Annotated in this window: 25 protein-coding genes; 13 read left to right on the top strand and 12 right to left on the bottom strand. The window is 68.7% G+C overall.

The annotated features are described in order from the left end of the window. Positions 1–2: 2 nt before the first annotated feature. Positions 3–824, bottom strand: coding sequence for a tryptophan 2,3-dioxygenase (locus tag OHB24_RS19925; RefSeq protein ID WP_327640570.1), 822 nt, complete (start codon positions 822–824; stop codon positions 3–5). Positions 825–906: 82 nt separating this feature from the next. Between OHB24_RS19925 and OHB24_RS19920 the strand changes: the two genes are divergently transcribed. The 8 genes from OHB24_RS19920 to OHB24_RS19885 all read left to right on the top strand — a co-directional run bounded on the left by OHB24_RS19920 (position 907) and on the right by OHB24_RS19885 (position 10,056). Then, positions 907–1,587: a hypothetical protein gene (locus OHB24_RS19920; RefSeq protein ID WP_327640569.1), complete on the top strand. Its 681-nt coding sequence runs from the start codon at positions 907–909 to the stop codon at positions 1,585–1,587. 84 nt (positions 1,588–1,671) lie between these two features. Further along, on the top strand, positions 1,672–3,129 hold the full coding sequence (locus OHB24_RS19915) for a glycoside hydrolase family 76 protein (protein ID WP_327640568.1): 1,458 nt from the start codon (positions 1,672–1,674) through the stop codon (positions 3,127–3,129). Positions 3,130–3,276: 147 nt separating this feature from the next. Then, complete coding sequence (locus OHB24_RS19910) at positions 3,277–5,364, top strand: septum formation family protein (RefSeq protein WP_327640567.1); 2,088 nt, start codon at positions 3,277–3,279, stop codon at positions 5,362–5,364. Further along, a complete protein-coding gene (locus OHB24_RS19905) occupies positions 5,361–5,864 on the top strand; it encodes a hypothetical protein (protein ID WP_327640566.1) in 504 nt (167 codons plus the stop codon). The genes OHB24_RS19910 and OHB24_RS19905 overlap by 4 nt, the downstream gene beginning before the upstream one ends. Next, positions 5,857–8,331 (top strand): Hsp70 family protein, encoded by a 2,475-nt coding sequence (locus OHB24_RS19900; protein WP_327640565.1) that lies wholly within the window; start codon positions 5,857–5,859, stop codon positions 8,329–8,331. Before OHB24_RS19905 ends, OHB24_RS19900 begins: the two co-directional genes overlap by 8 nt. Next, on the top strand, positions 8,328–9,245 hold the full coding sequence (locus OHB24_RS19895; RefSeq protein WP_327640564.1) for a hypothetical protein: 918 nt from the start codon (positions 8,328–8,330) through the stop codon (positions 9,243–9,245). Before OHB24_RS19900 ends, OHB24_RS19895 begins: the two co-directional genes overlap by 4 nt. 17 nt (positions 9,246–9,262) lie before the next feature. Further along, a complete protein-coding gene (locus tag OHB24_RS19890; RefSeq protein WP_327640563.1) occupies positions 9,263–9,754 on the top strand; it encodes a DUF2505 domain-containing protein in 492 nt (163 codons plus the stop codon). Positions 9,755–9,846: 92 nt separating this feature from the next. Beyond that, complete coding sequence (locus OHB24_RS19885; RefSeq protein ID WP_327640562.1) at positions 9,847–10,056, top strand: hypothetical protein; 210 nt, start codon at positions 9,847–9,849, stop codon at positions 10,054–10,056. A gap of 334 nt (positions 10,057–10,390) precedes the next feature. Here OHB24_RS19885 and OHB24_RS19880 read toward each other — a convergent pair whose 3' ends face one another. Both OHB24_RS19880 and OHB24_RS19875 read right to left on the bottom strand, forming a co-directional pair. Then, the gene (locus OHB24_RS19880; RefSeq protein WP_327640561.1) at positions 10,391–11,068 is read right to left on the bottom strand and encodes a hypothetical protein; all 678 of its coding nucleotides are present in this window, start codon (positions 11,066–11,068) and stop codon (positions 10,391–10,393) included. 48 nt (positions 11,069–11,116) lie between these two features. Further along, complete coding sequence (locus OHB24_RS19875) at positions 11,117–11,989, bottom strand: esterase/lipase family protein (protein WP_327640560.1); 873 nt, start codon at positions 11,987–11,989, stop codon at positions 11,117–11,119. 139 nt (positions 11,990–12,128) lie between these two features. On the opposite strand from OHB24_RS19875, the gene OHB24_RS19870 reads away from it, so the two are divergent. Continuing rightward, positions 12,129–12,761 carry a TetR/AcrR family transcriptional regulator gene (locus OHB24_RS19870; protein WP_327640559.1) on the top strand — a complete coding sequence of 211 codons (633 nt, stop codon included), beginning with the start codon at positions 12,129–12,131 and terminating at the stop codon, positions 12,759–12,761. 2 nt (positions 12,762–12,763) lie between these two features. Here the strand turns inward: OHB24_RS19870 and OHB24_RS19865 are convergent, their stop codons facing one another. The 3 genes from OHB24_RS19865 to OHB24_RS19855 all read right to left on the bottom strand — a co-directional run bounded on the left by OHB24_RS19865 (position 12,764) and on the right by OHB24_RS19855 (position 16,216). Continuing rightward, positions 12,764–13,813 (bottom strand): hypothetical protein, encoded by a 1,050-nt coding sequence (locus OHB24_RS19865; protein WP_327640558.1) that lies wholly within the window; start codon positions 13,811–13,813, stop codon positions 12,764–12,766. 106 nt (positions 13,814–13,919) lie between these two features. Then, complete coding sequence (gene pruA, locus OHB24_RS19860; protein ID WP_327640557.1) at positions 13,920–15,548, bottom strand: L-glutamate gamma-semialdehyde dehydrogenase; 1,629 nt, start codon at positions 15,546–15,548, stop codon at positions 13,920–13,922. 122 nt (positions 15,549–15,670) lie between these two features. Next, complete coding sequence (locus tag OHB24_RS19855; protein ID WP_327640556.1) at positions 15,671–16,216, bottom strand: TetR/AcrR family transcriptional regulator; 546 nt, start codon at positions 16,214–16,216, stop codon at positions 15,671–15,673. 49 nt (positions 16,217–16,265) lie between these two features. Between OHB24_RS19855 and OHB24_RS19850 the strand changes: the two genes are divergently transcribed. After that, the gene (locus OHB24_RS19850; protein ID WP_327640555.1) at positions 16,266–16,655 is read left to right on the top strand and encodes a nuclear transport factor 2 family protein; all 390 of its coding nucleotides are present in this window, start codon (positions 16,266–16,268) and stop codon (positions 16,653–16,655) included. 3 nt (positions 16,656–16,658) lie between these two features. On the opposite strand, the gene OHB24_RS19845 is transcribed toward OHB24_RS19850, so the two are convergent. From OHB24_RS19845 to OHB24_RS19830, 4 genes are read right to left on the bottom strand one after another with little or no spacing between them, the layout of a single operon-like run. Further along, entirely contained in the window at positions 16,659–17,111 is a 453-nt protein-coding gene (locus tag OHB24_RS19845; protein WP_327640554.1) for a VOC family protein, read from the bottom strand. Continuing rightward, on the bottom strand, positions 17,108–18,028 hold the full coding sequence (ku, locus tag OHB24_RS19840; protein WP_327640553.1) for a non-homologous end joining protein Ku: 921 nt from the start codon (positions 18,026–18,028) through the stop codon (positions 17,108–17,110). The genes OHB24_RS19845 and ku overlap by 4 nt, the downstream gene beginning before the upstream one ends. Before the next feature lie 34 nt (positions 18,029–18,062). After that, positions 18,063–18,587 (bottom strand): DUF6912 family protein, encoded by a 525-nt coding sequence (locus OHB24_RS19835; RefSeq protein ID WP_327640552.1) that lies wholly within the window; start codon positions 18,585–18,587, stop codon positions 18,063–18,065. After that, positions 18,584–20,041, bottom strand: coding sequence for a WS/DGAT/MGAT family O-acyltransferase (locus OHB24_RS19830; protein ID WP_327640551.1), 1,458 nt, complete (start codon positions 20,039–20,041; stop codon positions 18,584–18,586). Before OHB24_RS19830 ends, OHB24_RS19835 begins: the two co-directional genes overlap by 4 nt. A 169-nt stretch (positions 20,042–20,210) precedes the next feature. Here OHB24_RS19830 and OHB24_RS19825 point away from each other — a divergent pair, with 169 nt between their 5' ends. The 3 genes from OHB24_RS19825 to OHB24_RS19815 all read left to right on the top strand — a co-directional run bounded on the left by OHB24_RS19825 (position 20,211) and on the right by OHB24_RS19815 (position 22,847). Beyond that, positions 20,211–20,696, top strand: a complete 486-nt coding sequence (locus OHB24_RS19825; protein WP_327640550.1) for a cupredoxin domain-containing protein — start codon at positions 20,211–20,213, stop codon at positions 20,694–20,696. A gap of 76 nt (positions 20,697–20,772) precedes the next feature. Further along, positions 20,773–22,089: a hypothetical protein gene (locus OHB24_RS19820; RefSeq protein WP_327640549.1), complete on the top strand. Its 1,317-nt coding sequence runs from the start codon at positions 20,773–20,775 to the stop codon at positions 22,087–22,089. Beyond that, a complete protein-coding gene (locus tag OHB24_RS19815; protein ID WP_327640548.1) occupies positions 22,089–22,847 on the top strand; it encodes a nucleotidyltransferase domain-containing protein in 759 nt (252 codons plus the stop codon). The genes OHB24_RS19820 and OHB24_RS19815 overlap by 1 nt, the downstream gene beginning before the upstream one ends. Here the strand turns inward: OHB24_RS19815 and OHB24_RS19810 are convergent. Both OHB24_RS19810 and OHB24_RS19805 read right to left on the bottom strand, forming a co-directional pair. Further along, complete coding sequence (locus OHB24_RS19810; RefSeq protein ID WP_327640547.1) at positions 22,792–24,027, bottom strand: glycosyltransferase 87 family protein; 1,236 nt, start codon at positions 24,025–24,027, stop codon at positions 22,792–22,794. The two genes, OHB24_RS19815 and OHB24_RS19810, sit on opposite strands and share 56 nt — an antisense overlap. Then, on the bottom strand, positions 24,024–24,680 hold the full coding sequence (locus tag OHB24_RS19805) for an HAD family hydrolase (RefSeq protein ID WP_327640546.1): 657 nt from the start codon (positions 24,678–24,680) through the stop codon (positions 24,024–24,026). Before OHB24_RS19805 ends, OHB24_RS19810 begins: the two co-directional genes overlap by 4 nt. Positions 24,681–24,794: the final 114 nt, after the last annotated feature.

Genomic DNA, 24,794 nt, shown 5'->3' with positions numbered 1-24,794 from the left:
GGCTAGAGGTTGCTGCGGAGGTTCCAGAGGAGAGGGTAGTAGCGGAGGTCGAGGCGGCTGCGGAGGTAGTTGGCGCCGGACGAGCCTCCGGTGCCCGGTTTGGTGCCGATCATGCGCTCGACCATGACCACGTGTCGCGCGCGCCACGCCGCGGCCAGCTCGTCGTGCTGGACGAGGGCCTCCGCGAGTTCCCAGATGGCCGCGTAGTGCGAGCGGTCGCCGGCGACCTTGCGCAGGGCGTCGCGGGTGGAGTCCTCGGTGTCGGTCTCGAAGCCGGCCTTCCGCAGTACGTCGAGGTACGCGTCCCAGAGCGTCGGCTCCTCCAGCCGGCGCCGCAGACGATCCTGCTCGACCGAGGTCAGCCCGCGGAACCGGCGTACGAACGACGGATCCTTCGCGCCGGACAGGAACTCGATCTCCCGGAACTGCACGGACTGGAACCCGGACGCCGGTGACAACCGGTGCCGGAACTCGCCGAAGTCCTGCGGTGTCATCGTCTCGAGGATGTCCACCTGCTGCGTCAGCACGCGCTCGATCGTGTGCACCCGACGCAGCAGGTGCTCGGCCAGCCAGTGCTCACCGGCGAGCATCGCATCCCGGGACGCGGTCAGCTCGTGCAGGACCTGCTTGAACCACAGCTCGTACACCTGGTGGATCGTGATGAACAGCAGCTCGTCGTGCGCCGGCGGGTCGGACTCCAGGCGCTGCTGGTCGAGCAGCTCGGCCAGCCGCAGGTAGCTCCCGTACGTGAGCCGCCCGCCCTCCTCGCCGAAATGTACGTCGACCCCGCCCCACTGCCCAGCCACCCCGTCACCAGTGCTCATGTGACGGAGACTAGCCGACCGTTCCGTGACCGGTCAGTGATTCGTTCGTTGGAACTCAGGTACGCCGAGTTCGAGGAGTTGCATGTCCGCCACGGTCAAGGTCGTGTCCGACGGTCCCGCGCCGTCGCGAGCAGGTGCTCGGTGCGGTGCATCGGCGTGCTGGAGCGAAGGGTTCGATGCGGAGCATCGTGCCCTTTGCTCCAGTGCGGCGAGGTGCCGTGCCGAGTGCCGCGCAGTAGGCGCGGGACCGTCGGACACGACCTCGAGCCCGATCGTTCCGGGGCCGGTTCAGGGTCCCACCAGGGAAGAGCCGCTGATCGAGGCGTTGCTGCTCGACGACTACCGGTCGCTCGTCCACCTCGCTTATCTGATCCTCCCGCCTGCGATCAGCCGGGCGAGGCGGGTGGCGGCGGCGCATGCCGTCGTCCAGCGGGCGCTCCCGCCGGGGCTCGCGCTCCCGACCGACCTCGTACTCCCGTCGAGCCTCATCGTGCCGCCGGACGTCAGGGTTCCGGCGACCAGGCACCGGGAGTTCATGCGCCGCCGGGTCGTCGAGGAGGCGACCCGGCAGGCGGAGCATCGACCGCTCCTCGCGCGCCTCGGCAGCGCACTCGCGCCGGCCGACGACCTCGGTTTCGACCCGTGCGCCACCCGCCCCGACCGGTCCGCCATCAACCGTCGCCGCGCCCGCGGCGGCCGGTTCGCGATCGCCACCGTCCTCGTCCTCACCGCCGGGATCCTCGCAGCGCTCCTCACGTTCTGACGCGGGCCACATCTTGACGTAGTGTCGCGGTCCGCTTACCTTCGGTGGCACCGCATTCTTCCTACCGCCCCAGGGAGATCTGTGATGTACGTTGGAATCGTTTCCAGCCTGTCCCTGCTGATCGCTCCCCTCGGCGCGCCACCACCGCCGCCGGCTGAGACCCCACAGGTGAACATGTCGACCCAGGCAACGATCTGCAACAAGTACTGCGACGCCCGCGACCCCGCGCTCGCACCCAACGACCGGGCCCCGGTCTCCAGCACGCTCTTCGGCCGCACGATCACCCTGCACTTCGACGACGACGACGCGATGGGCTGGGCCTCGATCGAGAACGGCAGCCCCGGCGACGAGGTCTGGCTGGACCGCTCGATGGACGGCGGCCGCACCTGGTCCGACGGCAGCCGCCTCGGCAACACCGCGATCCCGTCCGGGCAGAGCGGCTGGCGTACGCAGATGTACAACGTCGACGACTGGAACAACCTCGGCGTCGGAGCACTCCGCGCGTGCGGCAAGGCCGGCGACCGCGCCGACATCGCCTGTACGCCGTGGGCCCGTACGACGTGGAACGCGTGGGACCGTCGTACGGCGGCCGCGACCGCGTTGATGCAGGACTACAGCCTGTCCAGCGGACTGTTCGACACCACGGGCTGGTGGAACTCGGCCAATGCGCTGAACGCGTTGATCGACAACGCCCGGGTCAGCGGGATGCAGAGCTACGAGTACGCGATCGGCAAGACCTACGACCTGAACCTGAACAAGTTCGAGGGCCAGTTCCGCAACGACTACATCGACGACACCGGGTGGTGGGGGCTCGCGTGGGTTGCGGCGTACGACCTCACCGGCGAGGCCCGGTACCTGCAGACTGCCCGAGCGGACGCCGATCACATGGCGGCGTACTGGGACAACACCTGCGGTGGTGGCGTCTGGTGGAGCGAGGCGAAGACGTACAAGAACGCGATCTCGAACTCGCTCTACATCCAGCTGAACGCGCAGTTGCACAGCCGGATCGGCGGCGACACGACGTACCTGCAACGCGCGCAGGCCGGATGGACGTGGTTCCAGCAGACCGGGATGATCAACGGCTCGAACCTGGTGAACGACGGGATCGACCTGTCCACGTGCAAGAACAACGGCGACACCGCGTGGACGTACAACCAGGGCGTGCTGATCGGCGCGCTCACAGAGTTGTCGAAGGCAACGAATAACTCGGCGTACCTGACCTCCGCGCGCCAACTCGCCGACGCGTCGACCACCGCGTCCTCGCTGCACACTGCCGACGGCATCCTGCGCGAGCCGTGCGAGAACGGCGACTGCGGCGGCGACGGACCGTCGTTCAAGGGCGCGCATGTCCGCGGCCTCGGCAAGCTGAACGCGGCGCTGTCCGACCACCCGTACACGTCCTACCTGCAACGCCAGGCCGACCGAGCCTTCGCGGCCGACCGGACGCCGATGGATCAGTACGGCCTGCGCTGGTCCGGGCCGGTCGACAAACTCGACGCGGCCCGCCAGCAATCCGCCCTGGACCTGCTCAACACAGTCTGAAAATGCAGGTTCGGTACAAGGTGCGTCCACGGGTGATCCAGGGGAGGTCCAGACCGGTCTGAATGCTGCTGAAACGGTCCGTTCCCGGTGCCAGGGTGAAGTGACGGGCCGGCAAGACGGTCGGCTCGCAACCCTGGGGGTGAGCCGGTGGCGGATCCGATTGTCGACGAGTTGCGGAGACTTGCCGGGCCGGAGCTGTACCGGCGGAACGCCTTCCGGATCAGCGGTCTGCTCGCGGATGCGAACGCACGTACCGCCCGCCAGGTCGCGCAGCGGTTGCGCGCGGCGCTCGAGGTGGGCGCCGACATCGATCTCGGTACGGCGACCTCTCGCGACCCGCACGAGATCCAGGCCGCCTGCGACCTGATCCTCGGCGACCCGCGCCGCCGGCTGGTCCACGAGGTGTTCGCGCCCTGGGGCGACGACGTCTCCCGCTGCGGCTGCGAGTCGCTCGTGCACCGTATGCATGACTCTGCGGTCGCGGCGCACAGCGCGACGATCGGCCTGGAACAGGACGGTGGACGGCCCGACGACGAGTGGAAGGCCGTCTGGCAGATCTGGTCCCTGTTCCTCGCCGGCGCCCCCGCCCACCTGGAGTCCCGGGTCCGGGAGCTGGACGACCCGCAGCTCGACCGCGCGGCCGTGGCCGCGATCGAGGCGGAGCTGCCACGGACTCTGGTGCAGCCGCTCGTCGATCTCGCCGTGACCGGTCCGCTCGACCGCGCCGGCACACTCGTTGACATCGCCGGGAGATTCCCGAACGCGGAGCGCCTGCACCGCAGGCTGGTCGAGGCCGCGGCCGCTCCGTTGTACGAGGACCTGGAGGAACGCCGTACCCAGGTGGCCCGGCGGATCGGCGAGGAGCCGGTCGATCCGATCGTCGCCGAGATCGAGCGCGACCTCCTGCCGCAGCTGCAACGGCTCGACGCGCTGCTGCCGTCGAAGGACAACCACCGGACCTCCGCGCTCCACGACCAGCTCGCGATCCTGCTCAACAACTGCGCCGTCGACCTGATGAACCGCGGCAAGGCCGCCGACGGCCGCGCCGAACGCTGGCTGGACCGCGCGGGGAAGCTGGTGATCGACCAGCGCGACCGCGACCTGATCGACGAGAACCGGCAGGCGATGCTCGAGAAGCAGCGCGCGATGCGGGAGTTCCGCGAGCAGGTCGACTACCTGTTCCGGATGCGCGGGAAGTACGCCGCGCAACGCCTGCTCCGGCAGGCGCGGGCGCAAACCAGCTCGCCGTCGGTCCGCGCCGAGATCGACCAGATGCTCGCCGAGATCTCAGCCGGCACGTTCAACGCGCTCTACTCCCCTTCGCCACAGGCGAAGACGCGGCCGGTTCCCCCGAAGCCCCGGCGCCGCCGCCGGCTGCTGGCCTGGCTGCTCGTCCTCGCGCTGATCGCCGTGGGCGTGTGGCACTGGTGGCCGCAGAAGATCAGCATCTCCAACGACAAGATCTCCGACAACGCACCGGCCGGGACCTGCCTGGACGCGCAGTCGAACGGCTGGCAGACGTCACCGACCGATCTCCGCGGCGCCGACTGCGACTCGCTGCACTGGGCCGAGATCCTCGGGTACGTCCAGATCACCAAGGTGCCCGCGGCGTACCCGGGCGACGTCCAGGCGAACGCGCTCGGCCAGTTCCTGTGCGGTGAGGCGCTGGTTCAGCAGCGGCTGAACGAGAGCGAGTACGACGTGACCGCGATCCATGCGCCGGCGCAGCGCTGGAACAACGGCAAGAACGCGAGCAAGTACGAGAACTACGCGGCCTGTGTCGTTCAGCGGCATGACCGTCTCGACATCGGGAACGACCGGGTGACCCGTCCGGATGAGCCGAAGGCTCCGAAGCCGGTCGCGATGGACCTGGACGCCACGAAGGTCGCCGACAACGCACCGGTCGGTACCTGTGTCCGGGACCGGGTCAACGGCCAGGTCACCGACGGAGCGCTGACCGACAAGGTCAAGATCGTCCGCTGCAGTGAATGGCACTGGGGCCAGATCTTCGGCTACCCGACGCTCTACCAAGCCGGTCAGTCCTTCCCCGGCGACAGCGAGGTCGACGCCGCGTCCCGGAGCGCCTGCGCGAGCAAGATTCCCAGCCTGCGCGGCTTCGCGACCTGGGTCGGTCCGCCGTCGTATCCGTCGTGGGAGGACCTGAAGCAGGCCAAGTACGCCGTCTGCCTGGTGCATCGGGCCGACAACAAGCCGTTCAAGGGAGCAGCCAAATGACCTGGGCCGGATTCCGCCAGTGGCGGCAGCACAAGGCGTTCCGGATCGCGGCACCGAGCTGGTCCGGTTCGGCGTACGACGACCTGGAACGCTCCCTCGCCGAGCTCGGAGAGACCGCCGCTCAACCCACTGAGGACGCGGACGACGCCGCGCTCGCCGAGGCCGCGACGAATCTGTGGCGGGCCCGCCGCAAACTTGCCCAGGGCAACGATGGGCAGGGGAAGCAGGCTGCGCGTTATCTGCGGACCTGCTCCGGAGCGCTGGCGTCCGCCGGGCTGACCGTTCAGGACCACGACGGGGAGCCGTTCCATGCCGGTCGTTCGGTGGACGTGCTGCTTTATTCCGACGATCCCGAGGTGACGGTGGAGACCGTTGTCGAGACCGTGCGGCCGGCCGTGTACCACCACGATCGGCGGATCCAGACCGCTCAGGTGATCGTCGCCGTACCCACCGGCTCAAAGAACTCGACCAGCTCCGACAGCGAGGACAGCCATGCGTGACACCATCGATATCGGGATCGATCTCGGCACCACCAACAGCGCGATCGCCCTGGCCGAGGGCGACACGGTCACGGTGCTCAAGAACAACGAGAGCCAGGACACGACGCCGTCGGCGGTCTGGATGCCGCGCGCGGGCGAGGTCCGGGTCGGCGCGAAGGCCCGCGCCCGGGCCGAGTCGGATCCGGAGAACACCGCGTCCGAGTTCAAGCTGGAGATGGGTCTGGCGGATGTGGCCCGCAAGTTCGCGAGAGCCGGCGTACAGCTCACGCCGCCGCAACTGTCGGCCGAGGTCCTGAAATCCTTGCGCAACGACGCGACCCGGTTCCTGAACGATGCTCCGACGGCAGCCGTCATCACGGTCCCGGCCGCGTTCGCGCTGAACCAGAACAAGGCGACCGTCGAGGCGGCCACCCTGGCCGGGTTCGTTCCCGGTTCGCCGCTGCTGCAGGAGCCGACCGCGGCCGCGTTCGCGTACGGGTTGCAGGACACCAGCGAGCGGGCGTACTGGATGGTGTTCGACTTCGGCGGCGGCACCTTCGACGCCGCGGTCGTGAACAAGCGCGACGGCGAACTGCGCGTGCTGCATCACGCCGGCGACCCGTACCTGGGCGGCAAGCTGATCGACTGGGCGCTCGTCGAGCGGGTGCTCGCACCGGCTGCCGCGTCGGAGTTCGGGCTGTCCGACTTCCACCGTGACAAGCCGCATCACGCGCGGAACTTCGCCCGGCTGAAGGCGGCCGCCGAGGAAGCGAAGATCGCGCTCTCCGGCATCCGGTCGACCTCCGTCCTGGTCGAACTGGACACCCCGGGCGGCGGCAGCGAGACGTTCGACTTCACCCTCACCCGCGATGCCCTCGACCGCGTCGCCGAGCCGTACTACGTGCGCGCGATCAACCTCTGCCGCGAGGCGATGCGGGAGAACGGCCTGTCGGCGGACGCGATCGACAAGCTGCTGCTGGTCGGCGGCGTCACGCTCTCCCCCGGCCTGCGCGAACGGCTCGCCGACCCGGCCAACGGGATCGGTATCGAGCTCGAGACCCGGCTGGACCCGTCGACCGTGGTCGCCCGCGGCGCGGCGTTGTTCGCGAGCACCATCCGGCATCCCGCGCCGCTGGCCGCGGCCCCGGCAGCAGGCGAGTTCGCCGTCGAGCTCTCGTATGAACCGGCTGTCACCACGACCACGACGACCGTTGCGGGGCGGCTGCGCGCCGGGCGGGACCTGGATTGGACCGGGTACTCCGTCGTCCTCGCGAACCCCGAAGGCCGGCCGCCGTTCCGGACCGCGAACATCGCGCTGAACCGGGTCGGCGCGTTCGCGACCGAGGTCGACGTGGACGAGCGCCGTACGTCGCGCTTCACCATCGAGCTGCTCGACCCGGCCGGCGCACCGCAGAAGCTGGTCCCGAACACGTTGTCGATCACACACCGGACCGAGACGTTCGGCGGCGCGCGGCTGGCGCACTCACTCGGCATCCAGCTGGCCGACAAGACGTTCTCGCCGCTGCTCCGCAAGGGCGCCGGCGTCCCGACGACGGCCCGCGGGAAGTTCCGTACGTCGTACACGCTGCTCCGGCGCGACGACGAGGCGATGATCCGGATCCCTGTCGTACAAGGCGAACGGGTGCGCGCGAACCGGAACCGGCCGGTCGGGCTGCTGACGATCAAGCCGGTCGACCTGCGGATGGACCTGCCGGTCGGCACCGAGGTCGAGGTCACGTTCGAGGTGGACGCCTCGAACCTGGTCACGGTGGTCGCCGACGTACCGCTGATCGGGGCGCAGTTCGAGGCCGAGATCGACCTCGGGTCGGTGAAGACGCCGTCGGCCGACGTACTGACGCAGCAGCTGGCGGAGGCCGAGGACCGGTACGACGTGTTGCAGCGGTCGGCGGATCTGCCGGATGTGGACGAGCGGTTGCGGCGGCTGGAGGCGGAGGGCACGTTGCCGACCGTTCGGGAGCAGGTACGGGCGTCGGCGATAGACGCGGGGGCAGCGGCGACGGCCGAGGACCGGCTGCGCGATTTCCAGGCGGAGCTGGACGATATCGACGATCTGGCTGCGTTGCCGGGTCGGACTCGGGGTTTGCTCGATCTGCTGGCTGAGGCGGGCGAGTTGGTTCAGCAGGCGGGTGCAGTGCGGGACGAGCAGGAGCTGACCGCGTTGCGGGAGGCGGCGCAGCAGGCGATCGACGATCGCGATCTCAAGGCGATCGACGCGGCGACTGAGCGGACCGAGATCTTCATGGCGCGGCTCTATCGGCGGCAGCCGGGGTGGTACGAGGCTGTGTACTGGGAGGTTGTGCGGTCGCCTGGGATGTTGCCGCCGACTGCTGAGGCTGACCGGCTGGTCGCCGAGGGGCGGGATGCGATCAACCGGCGCGACGAGCGGTCGCTGGAACAGGTTGTGCAGCAGATGCTTCGGCTCCTTCCGCGCGACGAGCGGGAGATCGTCATCGGACTCACGCAATGACCGACATCCGCCAGCAGGTAGCCCTCGCCCGAGCGGCTGAGCTAGCCCGCCAGGGCGACCTCTCCGGCGCAGCTACCCTCCTAGCCGACCTGGACGACCCGTCAGTCGAGGTGCTCGACCTACTGGCCCGAATCCGAGCCCAACAAAAGAGATGGGACGAGGCCGACGCCCTGTGGGCACAGGTGGAGAAGTCTGGCGCGGGTGCGTCGGTGGTTGATGGGGCTGTGGCGGGGCGGCGGATGGTTGCGGGGATTCGTGGGCATCGGCGGGCGGCGCGGCCTGTGCTGCCGGTTGTTGGGGCGGTGGTGCTGGTGGGTGCGGTGGTTGCCGGAGGCGCGGTCTTCTTGGGTGGTCGTGGCGACGAGCCTGTGGCGCAGCCGACTCAGGTACAAACTCCTACGCCCACTCCGAGTGTTGACACCGGCGCCGAGGAGCGGGCGGCTGAGTTGGCTCGGCGGTTGGCGGCGTTGGAGGCGCAGCGTCGGGCCGAAGCAGCTGCAACCGCAGGCAAGCTGGATATGATCGCGCGGCGCGTTGCGGGCGCAGGTGTTCTGGTGCAACGCGAGAAAGGCGCGGTGCGCGTCGTCTTCACGGAGGGCGTGTTCGCAGCCGGCACCGACCTCAGTACCTCCGGCGAGCGAGCACTCGACGTACTCGGACAACGGCTCCCCGGGCTGAAGGCAACGATCACCGTGACCGGCTACTCGGTCGTCGTACCGGGCGGAACCAACTCCGGCGGCTCACGCACCGCACTCCTACGAGCCCGCGTCGCGACCCAGCAACTCAGCACCGCGTCCGGTCTCCCGTTGACCGCGTTCACGATGCAGTCCGGCGACCAGGCGCACCCGCCGTACCGCACCGACGCCCAGAACCGCACCGTCACGGTCACGTTGACGCCGGGTGCCACGCCCTAGATGCCATGATGACGGGCATGGAGCTGAAGATGTCGGCGTCGTACGACGCCACCCCCGAGGAAGTCTTCGCGATCGTGACGGACACCGCCTTCCGCGAGCAGGCCTGCGAGAAGACCAAGGCGCTGTCGTACGACGTCAAGGTCAGCACGTCAGGGACCGACACCGTCGTCCGGGTCTCCCGCCAGATGGAGTCCACCGACATCCCGGACATGGCCCGGAAGTTCGTCGGCGACACCCTGACCGTCGTCCAGACCGAGACCTGGCACGCCGCCGCGGCCGACGGTACGCGGACCGCGGACGTGTCCGGCGAGATCGCCAACACTCCCGTCACCCTGAAGGGCACCGCGCGGATCGGCCAGGACGGTGCTCAGACCGTCCAGGCCATCGACCTCGACGTCAAGGTCGCCGTACCGCTGATCGGCAAGAAACTGGAACCGTTCGTCGTGGACGCGATCCGCTCCGGGCTCCAGAAGGAACACGACCTGGGCCACGACTGGAGCGGCAAGTAACCCCACTCGCGCCCGAGCCGTGTCGTTGCGCTGACTGGGTCGCCTCCGGTGGCAACCTGAGAAGAAGTGTTGCACCGGAGGTGACCCGTTTCATGCGAAGTTCCCTGCGCAAGAAGCACGATCGATCCCCGTCGACGACCGACGCGGCCCAGTACTGCGCGTTCTGCGCCACCGTGATGCCGTTCGAACGCATCGAGCCCTCCGACTACCTGGTCGACGAGCCCGACGAGTGGATCTGCGTCAAATGCGGCTCCGCCCTCCTGGTAGACCCACCCACCCAACAACTCCACCAATCCGCCTGAACCAGGCTCGCGCCGCGTAAACAACCCCGGCGACTGGGCACAGGCTATTGCCGGTCTAACGCCCCCAGCGGGTGTCCCCAGTCCCCGACGCAACCCCACAACCCCGGTTCCCCACGCCGGTTGCACGCCGAGTCGTGGCGTTTGGTTGCCCCTCGAAACCGCGAGTCGTGAATCGAGGCTGCAGGTGACCGCCAAAACCCACGACTCGACGGCCCCGGTCCCACCGACGGACTGGCGAAGAACGGTTATCCCGTCGGATGGTGGGTTCTCTACTGATACGCAAGGGGAGAACCCTGCACGCGAGGGGTTATCCATCCCCGTGCCAGAAGGGTGTCTACGCCTGGTTCGCGGCGTCGGCGGTGGTGAGGTTTTTGCGCATGGTTTCTCGTATGTCGGGGGGCCAGGGGCCGGTGTTGGTGAGGGGGATTTCGGTCATGAAGCGGCGTTCGGGCTCGGGGATGGTCGTCACCACGAGCTGCGGATCGTCGACGACTGCCGCGTAGAGCCTCGGGCCGTCGGCGCCGAAGAGGTCCGCGGCGACCAACCGACCGTCCGCGTTGCGCATGATGTTGTCCGGGTTGTCGTCCAGCTTCGGCGCGAACCACGGCGACTCGCGGCGCCCCAACTCGTGCACCCGCCATACGACATCCGCCAGCTCGGCAACCTCCGGCTCCCGCGCCGCCAGCGCCCGGTGGAACCCAGCCGCCTCGTCCTCGTCAACCGGCTCGAGCCACTCCATGAGCTGCAGATCCCCGCCGCCCACCAGCCGGCGATGCGCGAACAGCCGCGGTACCTGACGGGTATGCGCCGCCTCCCGATACAAGGCCACCGTGTACGACGCTGTCGGATCGAACGGACTGATCCGCGCAACCGCACGACCGTCCGGAGCCCGCAACGCGATCGCCCAATCGCCCGCCCCACAAGGAGTCCACCCAGCCTCCCGCAGCACCTGTTCCGTGTCCCGGTGATCGGCTTCACGCCCCAGCAACCTGAGCGTCTCGTCGGGTGTCACGTTGGCGAGGATAAGCAACCGCGTGCGTCGCCGCCTCCCAATAAGGATCTACAGCGGAGGACCGAAGGCGCAGATGACCGGCCTCGGGTGAGTGGGGTCTAGGGCGTTGGCCACCAGTTGAGCGACCGTCGGGTCGAAGGCGAGGCCGACGTGGCCAACCGGGTCCAGCGGGCAGGTGTCCTGGACGTACTTGTTCGTCACGCCTGGTTCGCGGATGAAGGACGTCTCGTGCGGCGTGACCAAGGCGTCGAAGCGGGAGGCGATCACCGTGTACTTCACGCCTGGCTGGGCGATCGGGCCCGCGGTCAGTTTCGCGACGGCTGACCCGCCGACGATGAGTTCGTCGCAGGCCGGACAGCCGAACTGTCGCAGGACCTGGTCGACGAGCGGGCCCAGGCCAAGGTAGTCACCAACACTGACCAGCCCGCCGAACGTCGTACCGTGCGTCGGCGGCGCCAGTGCGATCACCTTGCCCACCTGGCCGGCGTACCCGAGGACCTTCGGCCCGTAGATGGACTGGAAACCGCCCTCGGAGTGGCCGACGATGTCGACCTTCGCCGCGCCGGTCGCCGTACGGACCCGCTGGACGAAGGACGCGATCTCCGCAGACGACTGCGCGATGGAGACTGTGCCGCCGACCGGGATCGCCGGTGTCGCCTGGCCGTAGGTGAGGGTGAAGGCGCAGTAGCCCTTCGCGGCCAGGAACGGGCCGAGGTACGAGTAGTTGCCGGGGCCGTTGCCGCCGAGGCCGTGCAGCAGGACGAGCGGGTTCGGGTGCGCGGCCGACGGCTTGCACGTCCAGTCGTCGAACCCCGACGACACCGCAGCACCCGCGGTGGTCGCGCTGCCGGAGGTGACGGCTCCGGTCAGGAGGACGGCGGCGAGTAGGCTCGCGGCGGTTCGGCGGAGGCGGTGGTGCATGACAACTCCCCGTGACAGTGTCGATGAGTGATCAGTAGATCACGGGTAGTGGAGCACGTCGGCAGGTTATAAACAAGAGCTCGTGTTCATAACAAGTTCCCTCGGTTACGAATCCGCCACTCGGGGTAGTGTCCTGCGCATGGGCCGCACGATACGGGGACTGGACGCCGGGCAACGCCGGGCCGAACGACGCGAGCAGCTGCTGGACTCGGCGCTCAAGCTGTTCGCCGAGAACGGTTACCTCGGGACGTCGATCGAGCAGATCTGCAGTACGGCGTACATCGGGACGAAGAGCTTCTACGAGCTGTTCACCAGCCGTGAGGAGTGCTACCTGGCGCTGCTCCGGCGGACCTCGGAACGCCTCGAGGAGCGGATGGAGGGCGCAGCCTCGGAGGCGACCGGGAACGAGCGGCAGGAGGCGCCGCGGCTGCTCGCGATCTTCGTGCATGCCCTGGTAGACGACCCGAGGATCACCAAGGTCACGTTCGGCATGGCGTCCGGCATCTCGGAGTCGGTCGAACGGCAGCGCCGCACCAACCGGCGCTGGGCGGCCGGCTTCCTCATCCAGCTCTGGGACCGGTACGACGGGCCGCAGCCCGAGGAGCAACGCACGGCACGGCACAGTGTGGCGATCGGGCTGATCGGCGGCATGTTCGACCTGGTCTCCGACTGGCTCCTGGACGCCGACCTCACCGCTCCACGGCAGGTCGAGGCGCTGATCGACGACCTGACCACCTTCTACATCACGGTACGCCGGGGCCTCGCGACCTGACCTCAGTCGAAGACGAGGGTGCGCAGGGCGACGTGCCCTTCCTCGTCGATGACGTAGTGGGCGTGGCCGTCGTCGTCGACCGCGACGCCCTCGACCCGGCGTACGTCGCCGAAATGATGGACCACCTTGCTCCCGACAACCCCGCCCTCCGGCGGTAGCTCGAAGCGAATGTGCTCCGATTCGGCGCGCGCACCTTCCGGGTGGTCCGCGAGTACCGTGGCCGACTTGCCCGACGCATCGAGGTCCCCGACCACGGCATCGAACACGTCCCCGCCCCGCGTATCGAGCGCTCGCAGGCCCGCCGGCGCCTCCACACTGCCCGCATCGCCAAGGATCCAGACCTTGCCACAACGCGGTACGGCGTCCGGGTCGTCGAACAGCTCGCCGACGTTCTCGAGCTCCACCAGCAGCGGATTCCCGTCGGCGGTCACCGGGTACCGCAGCCCCAGCAGAAGGTTGCCGTTGGCACGAAACTCGGCCGCCTCGACGTTGATCGGGTGGTCGGCCGGGCGAATCGTCCCGTCCCAGCTCTTGGCCTTCAGCTGTCCACGAGCGATCGTCGCCTCGACGTACGCCTGCCGTCCCAGCCCGCCGACCGGGAGCAGGTCGACGTCCGCGAGCGCATCGTTGACCGCCCGATGCAGGCCGAACCGGAACCGCACGATCTCCATCGAGACCGGTCCCTCACCGGCGAGCGACTGCTCCGGGACCCGCGCGATCCAGGACCGCTTCGCCGACAGCGGGCCGGCCTTCTTCCCGAACTGCGAGCCGAGCAGGTACACGTAGCCGTCGTACGCAGCGCACGCCTCGGCGTCCTCGGTCTTGCCCGCGCTCAGGCCGGCGTCGGCGTGGATCCGCCGGGCCGACCAGCCCTCGTCGAGTGCCGCTCCGGCGTCGTGCACGAGCACCGCGAGCGCGTCCTCCGCGGTCGTCTCGTCGAGGACGGTGACGAACGCGCGGTCCCAGCCGTGCCGCGCCAGCACGTCAGGCGAGAAGACGCGGCACAGATCGGAGGCTTCGTTCGGTTCGAGGTGCAGATCAGTCGCATGCATACCCGGGGAACGACGGACCCGGCCGGAGTACTCCCGCCGACCGCCGATTCCCGGGTAATCCCCGATCAACCCTGATGCCCTCCCCAACCACTGCTTCTTTCTTTTCTCAGCCCTGGTGTGGGTAGCGGTAGTCGGTCGGCGGGGCGAAGGTTTCCTTCATCGACCGCGGCGAGGCCCAGCGGATCAGATTCCACATCGAGCCGGCCTTGTCGTTGGTGCCGGAGGCCCGCGCGCCGCCGAACGGCTGCTGCCCGACGACCGCACCGGTCGGCTTGTCGTTGACGTAGAAGTTCCCGGCCGCGAACCGCAGGTACTCCGCCGCCTCCGCGACCGCGTGCCGGTCCTGCGCGATGACCGCACCGGTCAGCCCGTACGGCGCGGAGTGCTCCATGCCCTGCATCACGCTCGCGTAGTCCGCGTCGTCGTACACGTGCACGCCGAGGATCGGGCCGAAGTACTCGGTCGTGAAGATCTCGTCGGTCGGGTCGTCGGAGACCAGCAGCGTCGGGCGGACGAAGTACCCCTCGCTGTCGTCGTAGGTGCCACCGGCAACAACCTCGATCGAGTCCGTCGCCCGAGCCCGGTCCAGCGCCGCCTTGTGCTTGGCGAACGCGCGGTCGTCGATCACCGCGCCGCTGAAGTTCGACAGGTCGGTGACGTCGCCCATCGTGATCGCCTCGGTCTCGGCGACGATGTCGTCCCGGATCCGGTCCCACACCGAGCGCGCGACGTACGCCCGGGAAGCCGCCGAGCACTTCTGTCCCTGGTACTCGAACGCGCCGCGCACCATCGCGGTCTTCAGCACAGCCGGGTCCGCGGACGGGTGCGCCAGGATGAAGTCCTTGCCGCCGGTCTCCCCGACGAGCCGCGGATAGGTCTTGTACGACGCGATGTTCGTGCCGACCGTGCCCCACAGGGATTGGAACGTCTTCGTCGAGCCGGTGAAGTGGATACCGGCCAGATCCGGGTGGGTCAGCGCCGCCTTGCTGACGTCGATGCCGTCGCCGGTGACCAGGTTGATCACGCCGGCCGGCAGGCCCGCGGCCTCGAACAGCCGCATCGTCCAGTGCGCCGCGAACTGCTGCGTCGGCGACGGCTTCCAGACCACGGTGTTGCCCATCAGTGCCGGCGCGGTCGGCAGGTTGCCGGCGATCGCGGTGAAGTTGAACGGCGTGATCGCGTAGACGAAGCCCTCGAGCGGCCGGTAGTCGACCCGGTTCCACACGCCCGGGGACGAGATCGGCTGGTCGCTGACGATCTGCCGCGCGAACGCCACGTTGAACCGGAGGAAGTCGATCAGCTCGCAGGCGGCGTCGATCTCGGCCTGCTGCACGGTCTTGGACTGGCCGAGCATGGTGGCCGCGTTCAGGGTGTCGCGCCACGGGCCGGCCAGCAGGTCGGCGGCCTTCAGGAAGATCGCGGCGCGGTCGTCGAAGGACAGCGAGCGCCAGGAAGGAGCGGCCGCCAGGGCCGCGTCGACGGCGGCCTTGCCGTCCGCCTCGGTCGCGTTGCCGAGCGTGCCGAGCACCTGCGCGTGCTTGTGCGGCTGCACGACCTGGATCGGCGTACCGCCACCCAGCTTCTGCTCGCCGCCGATCGTGCAGGTCAGGTCGATCGCACCCGCCGCGGTGAACTCCTTGAGCTTCGCCTCCAGGCTCGCGCGCTCCCCGGAACCAGGCGCGTACCCCTTGACGGGCTCGTTGGCAGGCGTCGGAACAGCGGTAACCGCATCCATCGTGCAAGCTCCTCTACTGGGTGGGGGCCGGTGTGGGTGGGCGGCCTGCCCGTTGATGACACAAGCATGGTGCCATGACTCACCACACGAAACGAACCTGACCACAAAACCGACCACGAGAGCTACTGGTCCGGTCGGAAAGTACCCACCCCACGCCGCACCAGGTGCAGCATCCGTTGCACGCGAGCCGGCTCCGCGGCAGCCATTCCGGCGGCGATCTGCAGCAGGTCCATCGGGTCGACGTCCGCCCTCAGCACCCCCGCGCGCTGGGCTCGATCGACGAGCCGCCCGACCGTCTCGGACATCGCCGCATGCCACTCCTCATGCAGCCCGGACCGCCGCGCCGACGGCTCGAGGCTGCGGGCCAGATCGCCCTTCTCGGTCACATGGCGCACGAAGGCGTCCAGCCAATCGAACAGCCCGTCGAGCGGGTCATCCACCTCGGGGACGTCGCACAGCTCCGCGACTTCCTCGGCGTACACGGCGACGATCAGGTCGTCCCGGGTCGGGAAGTGCCGGTAGAGCGTCGCATTGCCGATCCGGGCGCGCCGCGCGATCTCGTCCAGCGGCGCCTGCGTGCCGAACTCGGCGAACACCGCCCGCGCGGTGCCGATCAGTTGGTCGCGGTTCCGTCGGGCGTCGGCCCGCAGCGGCTTAAGTGGGGACATCCCTGGTTACACTAGCACCAATCGGGGACTTCCCCAGTTAGGAGCAACGATGGATGTGGCCGACCGGATCGCCATTACCGATCTGATCAATCTGCACGGGCATCTCGTCGACAGCGGGGAGCGGTACGACGAGTTGTTCACGCCGGACGTGGAGTACGACGTGTCGGATCTCGGCGGCGGGGTGATCACCGGACGGGCGGCGCTCTGGGAGGCGGGGCTGGCGCTCGGGGACAACAATCCGGTGGGGCATCACGTGACGAACATCGTGCTGACCGAGGTCGGGCCCGACGAGGTGACCGCCCGGTCCAAGGCCATCGGGATCACAGCCGACGGGCGTTGCGCCAGCCTCGTCTACGAGGACGTGGTGGCGCGGACGCCCGACGGCTGGCTGATCAGCCGGCGGAGGGTGGTTCTGAGGCGCCGCCCGTTGGGTCGGTAGGGGCTAGCGGCGCCAGGGCATGTGTTGGAGGGCCCAGGTGTTGCCGTCCGGGTCCTTGAACCAGGCGTAGAAGACGCCGCCGAGGTCCTCGGTTTCGCCGACCTCGACACCGCGGCCGATGAGCTGCTGACGCGCGGCCTCGATGTCCTTCACGACCAGATGCAGAGCGCGCATCGACCCTGGCTCCATGTCCGCCATCGGCAGACCCCGGAGCAGGCTGATCGAGCAGTACGAGCCCGGCGGCGTCAGCTGTACGACGCGGACGCCGTCAGCCGGCGACACGTCCACGTCGACGTTGAACCCGCACTGTTCGGAGTAGAACCGCTTCGCCCGGTCGATGTCGGACACCGGCACCGGAATCAGCTCGAGCAGGAACGCCCCGGGCTCGACCACCGGTGCACCGGGGTCGTCGGGAATCTCCGAAGCATCCTTCGGGATTTCTGTTCGCTCGCTCATGCGGACTTCTTCGTGGCCTTCTTGGCAGTCTTCTTCGCCGGAGCCTTCTTGGCGGCAGCCGCCTTCTTGGCCGGCGCCTTCTTCGCCGCGGCCTTCTTGGCGGGCGCCTTCTCGGCCACGCCGGACCCACCGCCCGCGCGGCGCGCCTTCGCCGCCTCGACCGAGGCACGGAGCGCGGCAACCAGGTCGACGACCTCGGCGCCCTCGGTCTCCTCTTCCTCGGACTCCGGCAGCGGCACACCCTCGGCCTTCGCCTGCACGACCTTCTCCAGCGCCTGCCGGTACTCGTCGTGGTACTGGTCCGGGTCGAACTCACCGCGCAGCGTGTCGATGTACGACGACGCCATCGCCTTCTCCTGGGACCGGATCTCCACGTCCTCCGGCGGCGCCGCGAACGACTTGTCCCGGATCTCGTCCGGCCACAGCATCACCTGCAGGATCAGGACGTCGTCGACCGTCCGCAGCAGCCCCAGGCTCTCCCGGGACCGCAGCGCGACCTTGACCAGCGCATACAGCTCGGAACCGTCGAGCGCGTCCCGGAGCAACACGTACGGCTTGGCACCAGGTCCGCCGTCGGCCGCCAGGTAGTAGGACTTCCCCAGGTACAGCGGGTCGACCTGGTCGGCCGGCACGAACTCCAGCACGTCGATGACCTTCTTGCTGGACAGCGGCAGGTCGGCGAAGTCGTCCGGCTCCAGCACGACCATCCGGCCGTCCGCCATCTCGTAGCCCTTGCCGATGTCGGAGTACGGCACCTCTTCGCCGTCGATCGAACAGACGCGCTTGTACTTGATCCGGCCCCCGTCGGCGACGTGCACCTGACGGAACGAGATGTCCTTCTCCTCGGTCGCGGAGAACACCTTGATCGGGATCGTCACCATCCCGAACGAGATGGCCCCCTTCCAGATCGCCTGCATCGCCATCAGCTCCCTGTCAGCTCAGCCCCGCAGCTCAAGTGCGCTGCCCACCGCGCGGCCCCTCCGCCGCGAGCAGATCGGGGATCTCCTGTGTCGCGTACCACAACAGGTCTTCACCCTCGCACGAATCGAGGGCGAACACCGCGTTGTCATCACCACTTTGAGCGGCCTCCCAGAGGTCCGCGGCCTTGCCGATCACCGTGGTCGTCTGCACCGCGTCCAGATGCACGGACGCCACAGACCGCCACGGAATCACCACATGCAGCTCCAGCCGGGCGTCACCGAGCTCCACGGACCCGTCGGCGGGCGGTACGGCGCTCACCTCGGCCGCGATCACCACCCGTCTCCGTGCGGCACCCGGATCGGCGGCCAGCAGTCCTACCGAGGCGCGGGCCGCCTGCGCCATCGCGGCGTACTCCAGCTCCTCGTCGTCGCCCTCGACGTACCACTCGCGCAGCGCCGGTGTCACGCCGTACGCCGTCAGCGGCGCCGGGCCGACCTCGCCGGCATTGCACGCCGCGCTCAGCAACGGGAGCGTGGATGGGACGTAGACCCTCATGAGCCCGCCTTCTTGGTCTGTTTCTTCCGGCCCCGGGAAGCCCGGTTCCGGCTGCCCTTGGTGGTGTCCAGCAACTCGTCCAGCGCATCGGTCACACATTGGGCGAAAACAGCGAGGTCCGGCATGGCGGTGCGGTCCGCATTCAGACCGTAGTACACCTTCCCGTCGTACGACGTGACGCCGACCGACAGCCCCTGACCGGGCATCAACGGAACCACCGGGTACGACGCGAGCATCGGGGCGCCCTGCGCGTACAGCGGGAACTGCGGACCCGGCACGTTGGTGATCACCACGTCGTCGATCGGGCGGACCGTGGCGGTCGCGACCCGGGCGGCGAGCGCGTGCAGCGTGGTCGGGGCGAACCCGGCGATCCCGACCAGCGAGCGGGCGCTGACCGCGCGGCCGGTGTCCTTGTGCACCTTCGTCTGGTACGAGATCTGGTGCAGCCGCATGACCGGGGAGTTCTCGCCGACCGGCAGGTTGACGCTCGAGGCGATCACCCGGGAACCGAGCGACGTGGGCTCGTCGTCCTCGTCGTCGCGGATGCTCACCGGGACCACCGCGCGCACGCTCCGCGTCGGCCCGACGCCCTCACCACGGGTCATCATCCAGGCCCGGAACGCGCCGGCGACCACGGCGAGGATCACGTCGTTGACCGTGCCGCCGTGCGCCGCGCGGATCGTCCGGTAGTCCTCCAGGTCGGTCTGCACGGTGGTGAACCGCCGCTGACCTGAGGTCTTCACGTGCAGTGAGCTCTCCTGCGCATGCCGCTGCGCGACCAGCGAGCCGACCACGCCGCCGAGCACCTCGCGCACCGAGGTGGAGCCGGTCAGGCTGGCCATCTCCGCGCGGGCCAGCTCCAGGACCGCGCTCGGGTGCTTGGTGGCGTCGGAGAACACCCCGGCGAGCAGCTCCAGCGCGGACGGCGGGTGCTCCGGCTGCCAGGTGTCGATCGGCGTGTCCTTGGGGTGCGCCGTCGAGTCCAGCACCACCTGGCCGATGTCGACCGTGCTGTTGCCGTCGACAAGCGCTTGATGGGACTTCGCGATGATCGCGAACCGGTCACCTTGCAAACCCTCGACGAGGTACATCTCCCACAGCGGGCGGGCCCGGTCGAGCCGCCGGGACATGATCCGGGCGACCAGCTCGAGCAGCTGCGCGTGCGTGCCGGGACGCGGCAGGGCGGAGCGGCGTACATGGAAGGTGATGTCGAACTCTTCGTCGTCCACCCACACCGGCCCGGCGAACCGGCCGGGCACCTGCTGGACCCGCTGCCGGTACTTCGGCACGAACGTGATCCGGTCCCGGATCAGGGCCACCAGGCTCTCGTAGTCGAACCCCTCGTCACCGTGCACCGGCGGCTCGAAGATGTCGACCGTCCCGACGTGCATCGGGGTGGCCGGCGACTCGGCCTTGAGAAAGGTGAGGTCGAGCGACGTCAACCGGTCGGGCACGGCGGTCACCTTCCTCTCAGTTCGACGGATTCTCACCCTAGCTGCCTCTACCGACAGTGGGCTGCGACACTGCTTGTACGGGAACACTGAGCTATCCGTGTTCGTCAGGCAAGAGGGTGCGTCTCGCACCTGGATATGTCACATGCCCCCTTGAAAGGCTCCTGGACCGATGCGTTCGACGCTCACTCGCGGTGCCGCCACCGCTCTTCTGCCCGCCCTTGGCATGCTGGTCCTCGCCGGCTGCGGCGGAGACTCGACCGGCGGCACCACCACACCCTCGCCGAGCGCCCCGGCCAGTTCGCCGACGTCGACCCTCCCGACCAACACCCCGACCCCGGGCACGCCGAACGCGAGCTCGCCGTCGAACACCGCCGACCCGTCCGGTGAGCAGGCGGACGTCACGGTCGACGTCACCGTTGCCAACGGCAAGGTCAACCCGAGCGGCGCGACGATCAGGGTGAAGGCCGGGCAGACCGTGCTGGTCAAGGCCATCAGCGACGCCGCCGAGGAACTGCACATCCACGGGTACGACAAGGAGCTGGAGCTCGCCCCGGGCAAGCCCGCCTCGGTCAAGTTCACCGCGAACATGAAGGGCACCTTCGAGGTCGAGACCCACAAGAGCGGCAAGCTCGTCGCAAAACTCGTTGTCTCGTGAGCGAGCGGAGCGAGCTCACCATTGAGCGCAGCATGCATGCATCACGCGCGCCCGGAGCGAAGCGAGGACGCGCGTGATGCTTCCGCTGCACGGGATCGGCGGGCGTCAGGACCTGCCGGTTCCGTTCGGGCTGGCGGTCGGCGGGGCCGCGGTCGCGGTCGCGCTGTCGTTCGTCGTCCTCGGGCTGGCCTGGCGTAGTCCGAAGTACCGTGGCAACGCGTCCGGCGTACCGTTGCCGATCGCAATCACCCGGACCGTCGACGCCGGCTGGTTCCGGTGGGTCGTCCGGCTGCTCGGGCTGGCAATCTTCCTGTACGCGATGGTGTCGCTGATGTTCGGCGTCGACCGGCTGACGAACCCGATCTTCGGCTTCATCTACATCCTGGTCTGGGTCGGGCTGGTGCCGATCTCACTGGTGTTCGGCCCGGTCTGGCGGACGCTGAACCCGCTGCGCACCGTCCACCTGCTGCTGTCGAAGCTGCTCCGCCAGCCGCCGTCCAAGGGTCTGCTCGAGCTCCCGGCCTGGGTGGGTCTGTGGCCTGCCACGCTGGGCATCTTCGCGTTCACCTGGCTGGAACTGGTTGCGCCGGACCGCGCCACGATCCCTGTGCTGCAGGCGTGGATCGCGCTGTACGTCGTGATCACGATGTTCGGAGCGGTCCTGTTCGGCGACCGTTGGTTCGCGCAGGGCGATCCGTTCGAGGTGTACGCGACCTTGATGTCGCGCCTGTCGCCGTGGGGTCGCCGTACCGACGGGCTTCTGGTGCTCCGCCGACCGCTGGAGAATCTCGACGGCCTTCGTCCGCAGCCCGGACTGGTGGGGATGGTGGCGGCGCTGCTCGGCTCGACGGCGTACGACGGATTCTCGAACTCGTCGTCGTGGATCGGCTGGGCGCAGAACCAGGACATCTCGATGACCTGGCTCGGCACCGGCGCGCTGACCGTCTTCATCCTCTTCGTGCTGATCACCTACTCCGGCGCGACCATCCTGGCCGGTCGGCTCTCGGACAGCTCGCGGACGGCGCTACCAGGCCTGTTCGCGCATTCCGTCGTACCGATCGCCTTCGGGTACGTCGTCGCGCACTACCTGACCCTGTTCATCCTCGAGGGCCAGCGGACGCTGATCTACCTGAGCGACCCGCTGAGCAACGGCGCCAACGTCTTCGGCACCGGCCTCCTCGCCGTGAACACCGGCATCACCAACCACAGCACAGCGATCTCAGTCATCCAGGTCGCGGCCGTGGTCTGCGGCCACCTACTAGGCGTCGTCTCGGCCCACGACCGAGCAGTAGCCCTCTTCCCCCGCGCAAAGGCCCTAGCCGGCCAACTCCCCCTCCTGGTCGTAATGGTCGGCTACACCTGCGGCGGCCTGCTCCTGCTCTTCTCATCCTGATGTACACCCCCGCCGAACGCTCGAACCTCCGCGACGCACTGGTCGCGGCGGCTCGAGCGGACGCGCGTGTTGCAGGCGCTGCACTCACTGGCTCGGCTGCGGTGGGTGCAGAAGACAGGTGGTCGGACATCGACCTCGCACTGGGTCTCGCACCAGACGCGGACCAGTCCGGCGTTCTAACCGACTGGACGGACCGCATGTACCGCGAGCATGCCGCGGTCCACCACACCGACGTCTGGTCACGCGGCACCGTCTACCGGGTGTTCTTACTCCAGTCCACGTTGCAGGTGGACATCGCGTTCGCCCCGGCCGAGGAGTTCGGCGCACTCGGCCCCACGTTCCAATTGCTCTTCGGCGAGGCCGCGGAACAGCCGCAGTCGAGTGCACCGGCACCCGTCGACGTCGTCGGTATGGGGTGGCTGTACGCGCTGCACGCGCGGTCGAGTATCGCGCGCGGCAAGGCGTGGCAAGCGGAGTACATGATCAGCGGAGTGCGGGATCACGTGCTGACGCTGATGTGCCTGCGTTACGGCGTACCGCACTCGCAGGGGCGTGGGCTGCATCTGTTGCCGTCGCACAGCACCTCTGCCGTGGAGGCGACGCTGGTGCGGTCGCTGGACGTGGAGGAGTTGCAGCGCGCGTTCCGTGCGAGCGTCGACGTACTGCTTGTTGAGGTCGAGTACGTCGACGCGGATCTGGCGGTCAGGCTGGTGGGGCCGCTTCGGAGGTTGACGGCTTCGGCAGGCCCCGGCTCGTGATCACCAGCAGGATGAAGGCGATCATTCCGACGATCAGGTGGGAGTTGCCGGGGATCGACTGCCAGAAGGTCCAGTTGAGCTCGCGGTCGTCGCGGAACGGGACCCACCAGATCGAGCGCAGGACGAACAGGCCGTAGAACAGTACGCCGGTGACGACCGCGGGGTTGAGGCCCCAGACGCGGTTGACGCCGCGGATCAGGCTCACGCCGAGCGGGATGATCCACACCCAGTGGTGGCTCCACGAGATCGGCGACGCGTACAGGACCGCGAGCGCCATCACGGAGATCGCGGTGACGCGCTCGTCGGCGAGCCAGTACTTGCGGGCCAGCCACAGCACTGCCAGCCCGAACGCGGCCGACAGCACGAACCAGGTCGGCTGCACCCAGCTCGCCTCGTCACCGATCCGGTGCAGGAAGCCGTTGAACGACTGGTTGCCGGTGTACGCGATCCCGCCGACCCGGTTGGCGTCCAGGATCACGTCCGTCCAGTACCGCCACGACTGGTGCGGCACGATCGCGAACCCGATCGCCATCGTCGCCAGCAACCCGAGGACGGCGTTGCGCAGCGCACGCCACTGCTTCGTGACCACCAGCAGCGCGAGGATCGGCAGCGGGGTGAGCTTGATGCCGATCGTCACGCCGAGCCAGAACCCGCGCAGACGAGCGTCGTTCGGCCGGATCAGGTCCAGCAGGATCATTGCGGTCAGCAACAGGTTGATCTGGCCGAACTGGATCGTCTGCCAGACCGGTTCGAGCAGCAGCGACAGCACCGTCAGCGCGATCAGCACCGCCGTACGCTTCCGCTGGGTGAAGAACGACCAGAACGTCTTGGTCAGGCTGGCCCGCCACAGCGCGGTGATGCACAGCACCGAGATCGTCGTCCAGACCACCAGCGCGACGCCCCACGGTACGGCGCCCAGCGGGACCATCGCGATCGCGGCGAACGGCGGGTACGTGAACGGGAGGTTCGACCCGCCGGGCAGCTTCGCGTCGTACAGCGAGTCGCCGTGCAGCAGCACCGAGCCGCCCATCCGGTAGACGCGCAGGTCGATCATGCCGCCGTACAGGTGGCCGATCCAGGCGCCGAGCGCCACGAGCACCGCGCATCCGGCGATCGCGATGATGACGCGACGACGACCGGCCGGCCGGGTCGGGGAGGAGGGAGGGGTGGTCACGGTCACGTCAGGTCGGCTCCGAACAGGGTTTCCAGCGCTCGCCGGGTCTCGTCGTACTCGGTGTGAAGAATCGCGGTCATCCCGACCGCGCGGGCGCCGTCGACATTGAGTTGCAGGTCGTCGACGAACACGCACTCGGCCGGCTCCAGGCCGAGCCGCTCGGCGGCGAGCTGGAAGATCTCCGGCTCGGGTTTGCGCAGGCCCACCTCGCCGGAGATGACGATGTCGTCGAACATCCCGTCCCAGGTGTCCCGCGGGTACGTGTTACCCCAGGAGTTCGACAGCAGCGCGGTGCGGATGCCGCGCTCGTTGACGCGGCGGACCAGCGCGGACATCGCGGGCTGGTGCTCGAAGTGCGCGAACATCCGCTCGATCAGTCCCTCCGCGGGGATCGGCGTACCGTCGCGGCGGAGCAGGATCGAGGCGAGTTTGCGCTCGAAGTCGGGGACGGCGATCTGGCCGCGTTCGAGGGCGTGCACCGGGTTGAGCTCGGCCGCCATGCTCTCGGCCGGGAGCCATTTCATGACTGCTTCGAGGTACGAATCGAAGTCGAAATCGTCGAGTTCCGCCCAGCGCCGCAGCGCCGGTTCCAGGCCCGAGGTGAGTACGCCGCCCCAGTCCACCAGCAGACCACGCGGCACCGACCGCTCCTCAACCATGCGCGCAAGCCTACTCAGACAACGGACGCCCTCACCCTCCCGACCCTCGCCCTCACTCGCTGTGCACGCGACATCCCCGTGCCCCTCCCCGAGCGAAGCGAAGGTTTCGCGTGC

The sequence above is a fragment of the Kribbella sp. NBC_00482 genome, from assembly GCF_036013725.1.
GTDB lineage: Bacteria > Actinomycetota > Actinomycetes > Propionibacteriales > Kribbellaceae > Kribbella.
The sequence above is the reverse complement of the archived record's forward strand: the minus strand, read 5'-3'. Positions and strand labels throughout refer to the sequence as shown.

Bases quoted from the DNA above. Each gene is read 5' to 3' on its own strand.
- OHB24_RS19865 (WP_327640558.1), bottom strand. From the start codon at position 13,813: ATGCATGCGACTGATCTGCACCTCGAACCGAACGAAGCCTCCGATCTG.
- OHB24_RS19885 (WP_327640562.1), top strand. From the start codon at position 9,847: ATGCGAAGTTCCCTGCGCAAGAAGCACGATCGATCCCCGTCGACGACC.
- OHB24_RS19805 (WP_327640546.1), bottom strand. From the start codon at position 24,680: ATGGTTGAGGAGCGGTCGGTGCCGCGTGGTCTGCTGGTGGACTGGGGC.
- OHB24_RS19915 (WP_327640568.1), top strand. From the start codon at position 1,672: ATGTACGTTGGAATCGTTTCCAGCCTGTCCCTGCTGATCGCTCCCCTC.
- OHB24_RS19875 (WP_327640560.1), bottom strand. From the start codon at position 11,989: ATGCACCACCGCCTCCGCCGAACCGCCGCGAGCCTACTCGCCGCCGTC.
- OHB24_RS19820 (WP_327640549.1), top strand. From the start codon at position 20,773: ATGCTTCCGCTGCACGGGATCGGCGGGCGTCAGGACCTGCCGGTTCCG.
- OHB24_RS19920 (WP_327640569.1), top strand. From the start codon at position 907: ATGTCCGCCACGGTCAAGGTCGTGTCCGACGGTCCCGCGCCGTCGCGA.
- OHB24_RS19815 (WP_327640548.1), top strand. From the start codon at position 22,089: ATGTACACCCCCGCCGAACGCTCGAACCTCCGCGACGCACTGGTCGCG.
- ku (WP_327640553.1), bottom strand. From the start codon at position 18,028: ATGCAGGCGATCTGGAAGGGGGCCATCTCGTTCGGGATGGTGACGATC.
- OHB24_RS19900 (WP_327640565.1), top strand. From the start codon at position 5,857: ATGCGTGACACCATCGATATCGGGATCGATCTCGGCACCACCAACAGC.
- OHB24_RS19905 (WP_327640566.1), top strand. From the start codon at position 5,361: ATGACCTGGGCCGGATTCCGCCAGTGGCGGCAGCACAAGGCGTTCCGG.
- OHB24_RS19845 (WP_327640554.1), bottom strand. From the start codon at position 17,111: ATGAGCGAGCGAACAGAAATCCCGAAGGATGCTTCGGAGATTCCCGAC.
- OHB24_RS19850 (WP_327640555.1), top strand. From the start codon at position 16,266: ATGGATGTGGCCGACCGGATCGCCATTACCGATCTGATCAATCTGCAC.
- OHB24_RS19895 (WP_327640564.1), top strand. From the start codon at position 8,328: ATGACCGACATCCGCCAGCAGGTAGCCCTCGCCCGAGCGGCTGAGCTA.
- OHB24_RS19890 (WP_327640563.1), top strand. From the start codon at position 9,263: ATGGAGCTGAAGATGTCGGCGTCGTACGACGCCACCCCCGAGGAAGTC.
- OHB24_RS19870 (WP_327640559.1), top strand. From the start codon at position 12,129: ATGGGCCGCACGATACGGGGACTGGACGCCGGGCAACGCCGGGCCGAA.
- OHB24_RS19855 (WP_327640556.1), bottom strand. From the start codon at position 16,216: ATGTCCCCACTTAAGCCGCTGCGGGCCGACGCCCGACGGAACCGCGAC.
- OHB24_RS19825 (WP_327640550.1), top strand. From the start codon at position 20,211: ATGCGTTCGACGCTCACTCGCGGTGCCGCCACCGCTCTTCTGCCCGCC.
- pruA (WP_327640557.1), bottom strand. From the start codon at position 15,548: ATGGATGCGGTTACCGCTGTTCCGACGCCTGCCAACGAGCCCGTCAAG.
- OHB24_RS19925 (WP_327640570.1), bottom strand. From the start codon at position 824: ATGAGCACTGGTGACGGGGTGGCTGGGCAGTGGGGCGGGGTCGACGTA.
- OHB24_RS19835 (WP_327640552.1), bottom strand. From the start codon at position 18,587: ATGAGGGTCTACGTCCCATCCACGCTCCCGTTGCTGAGCGCGGCGTGC.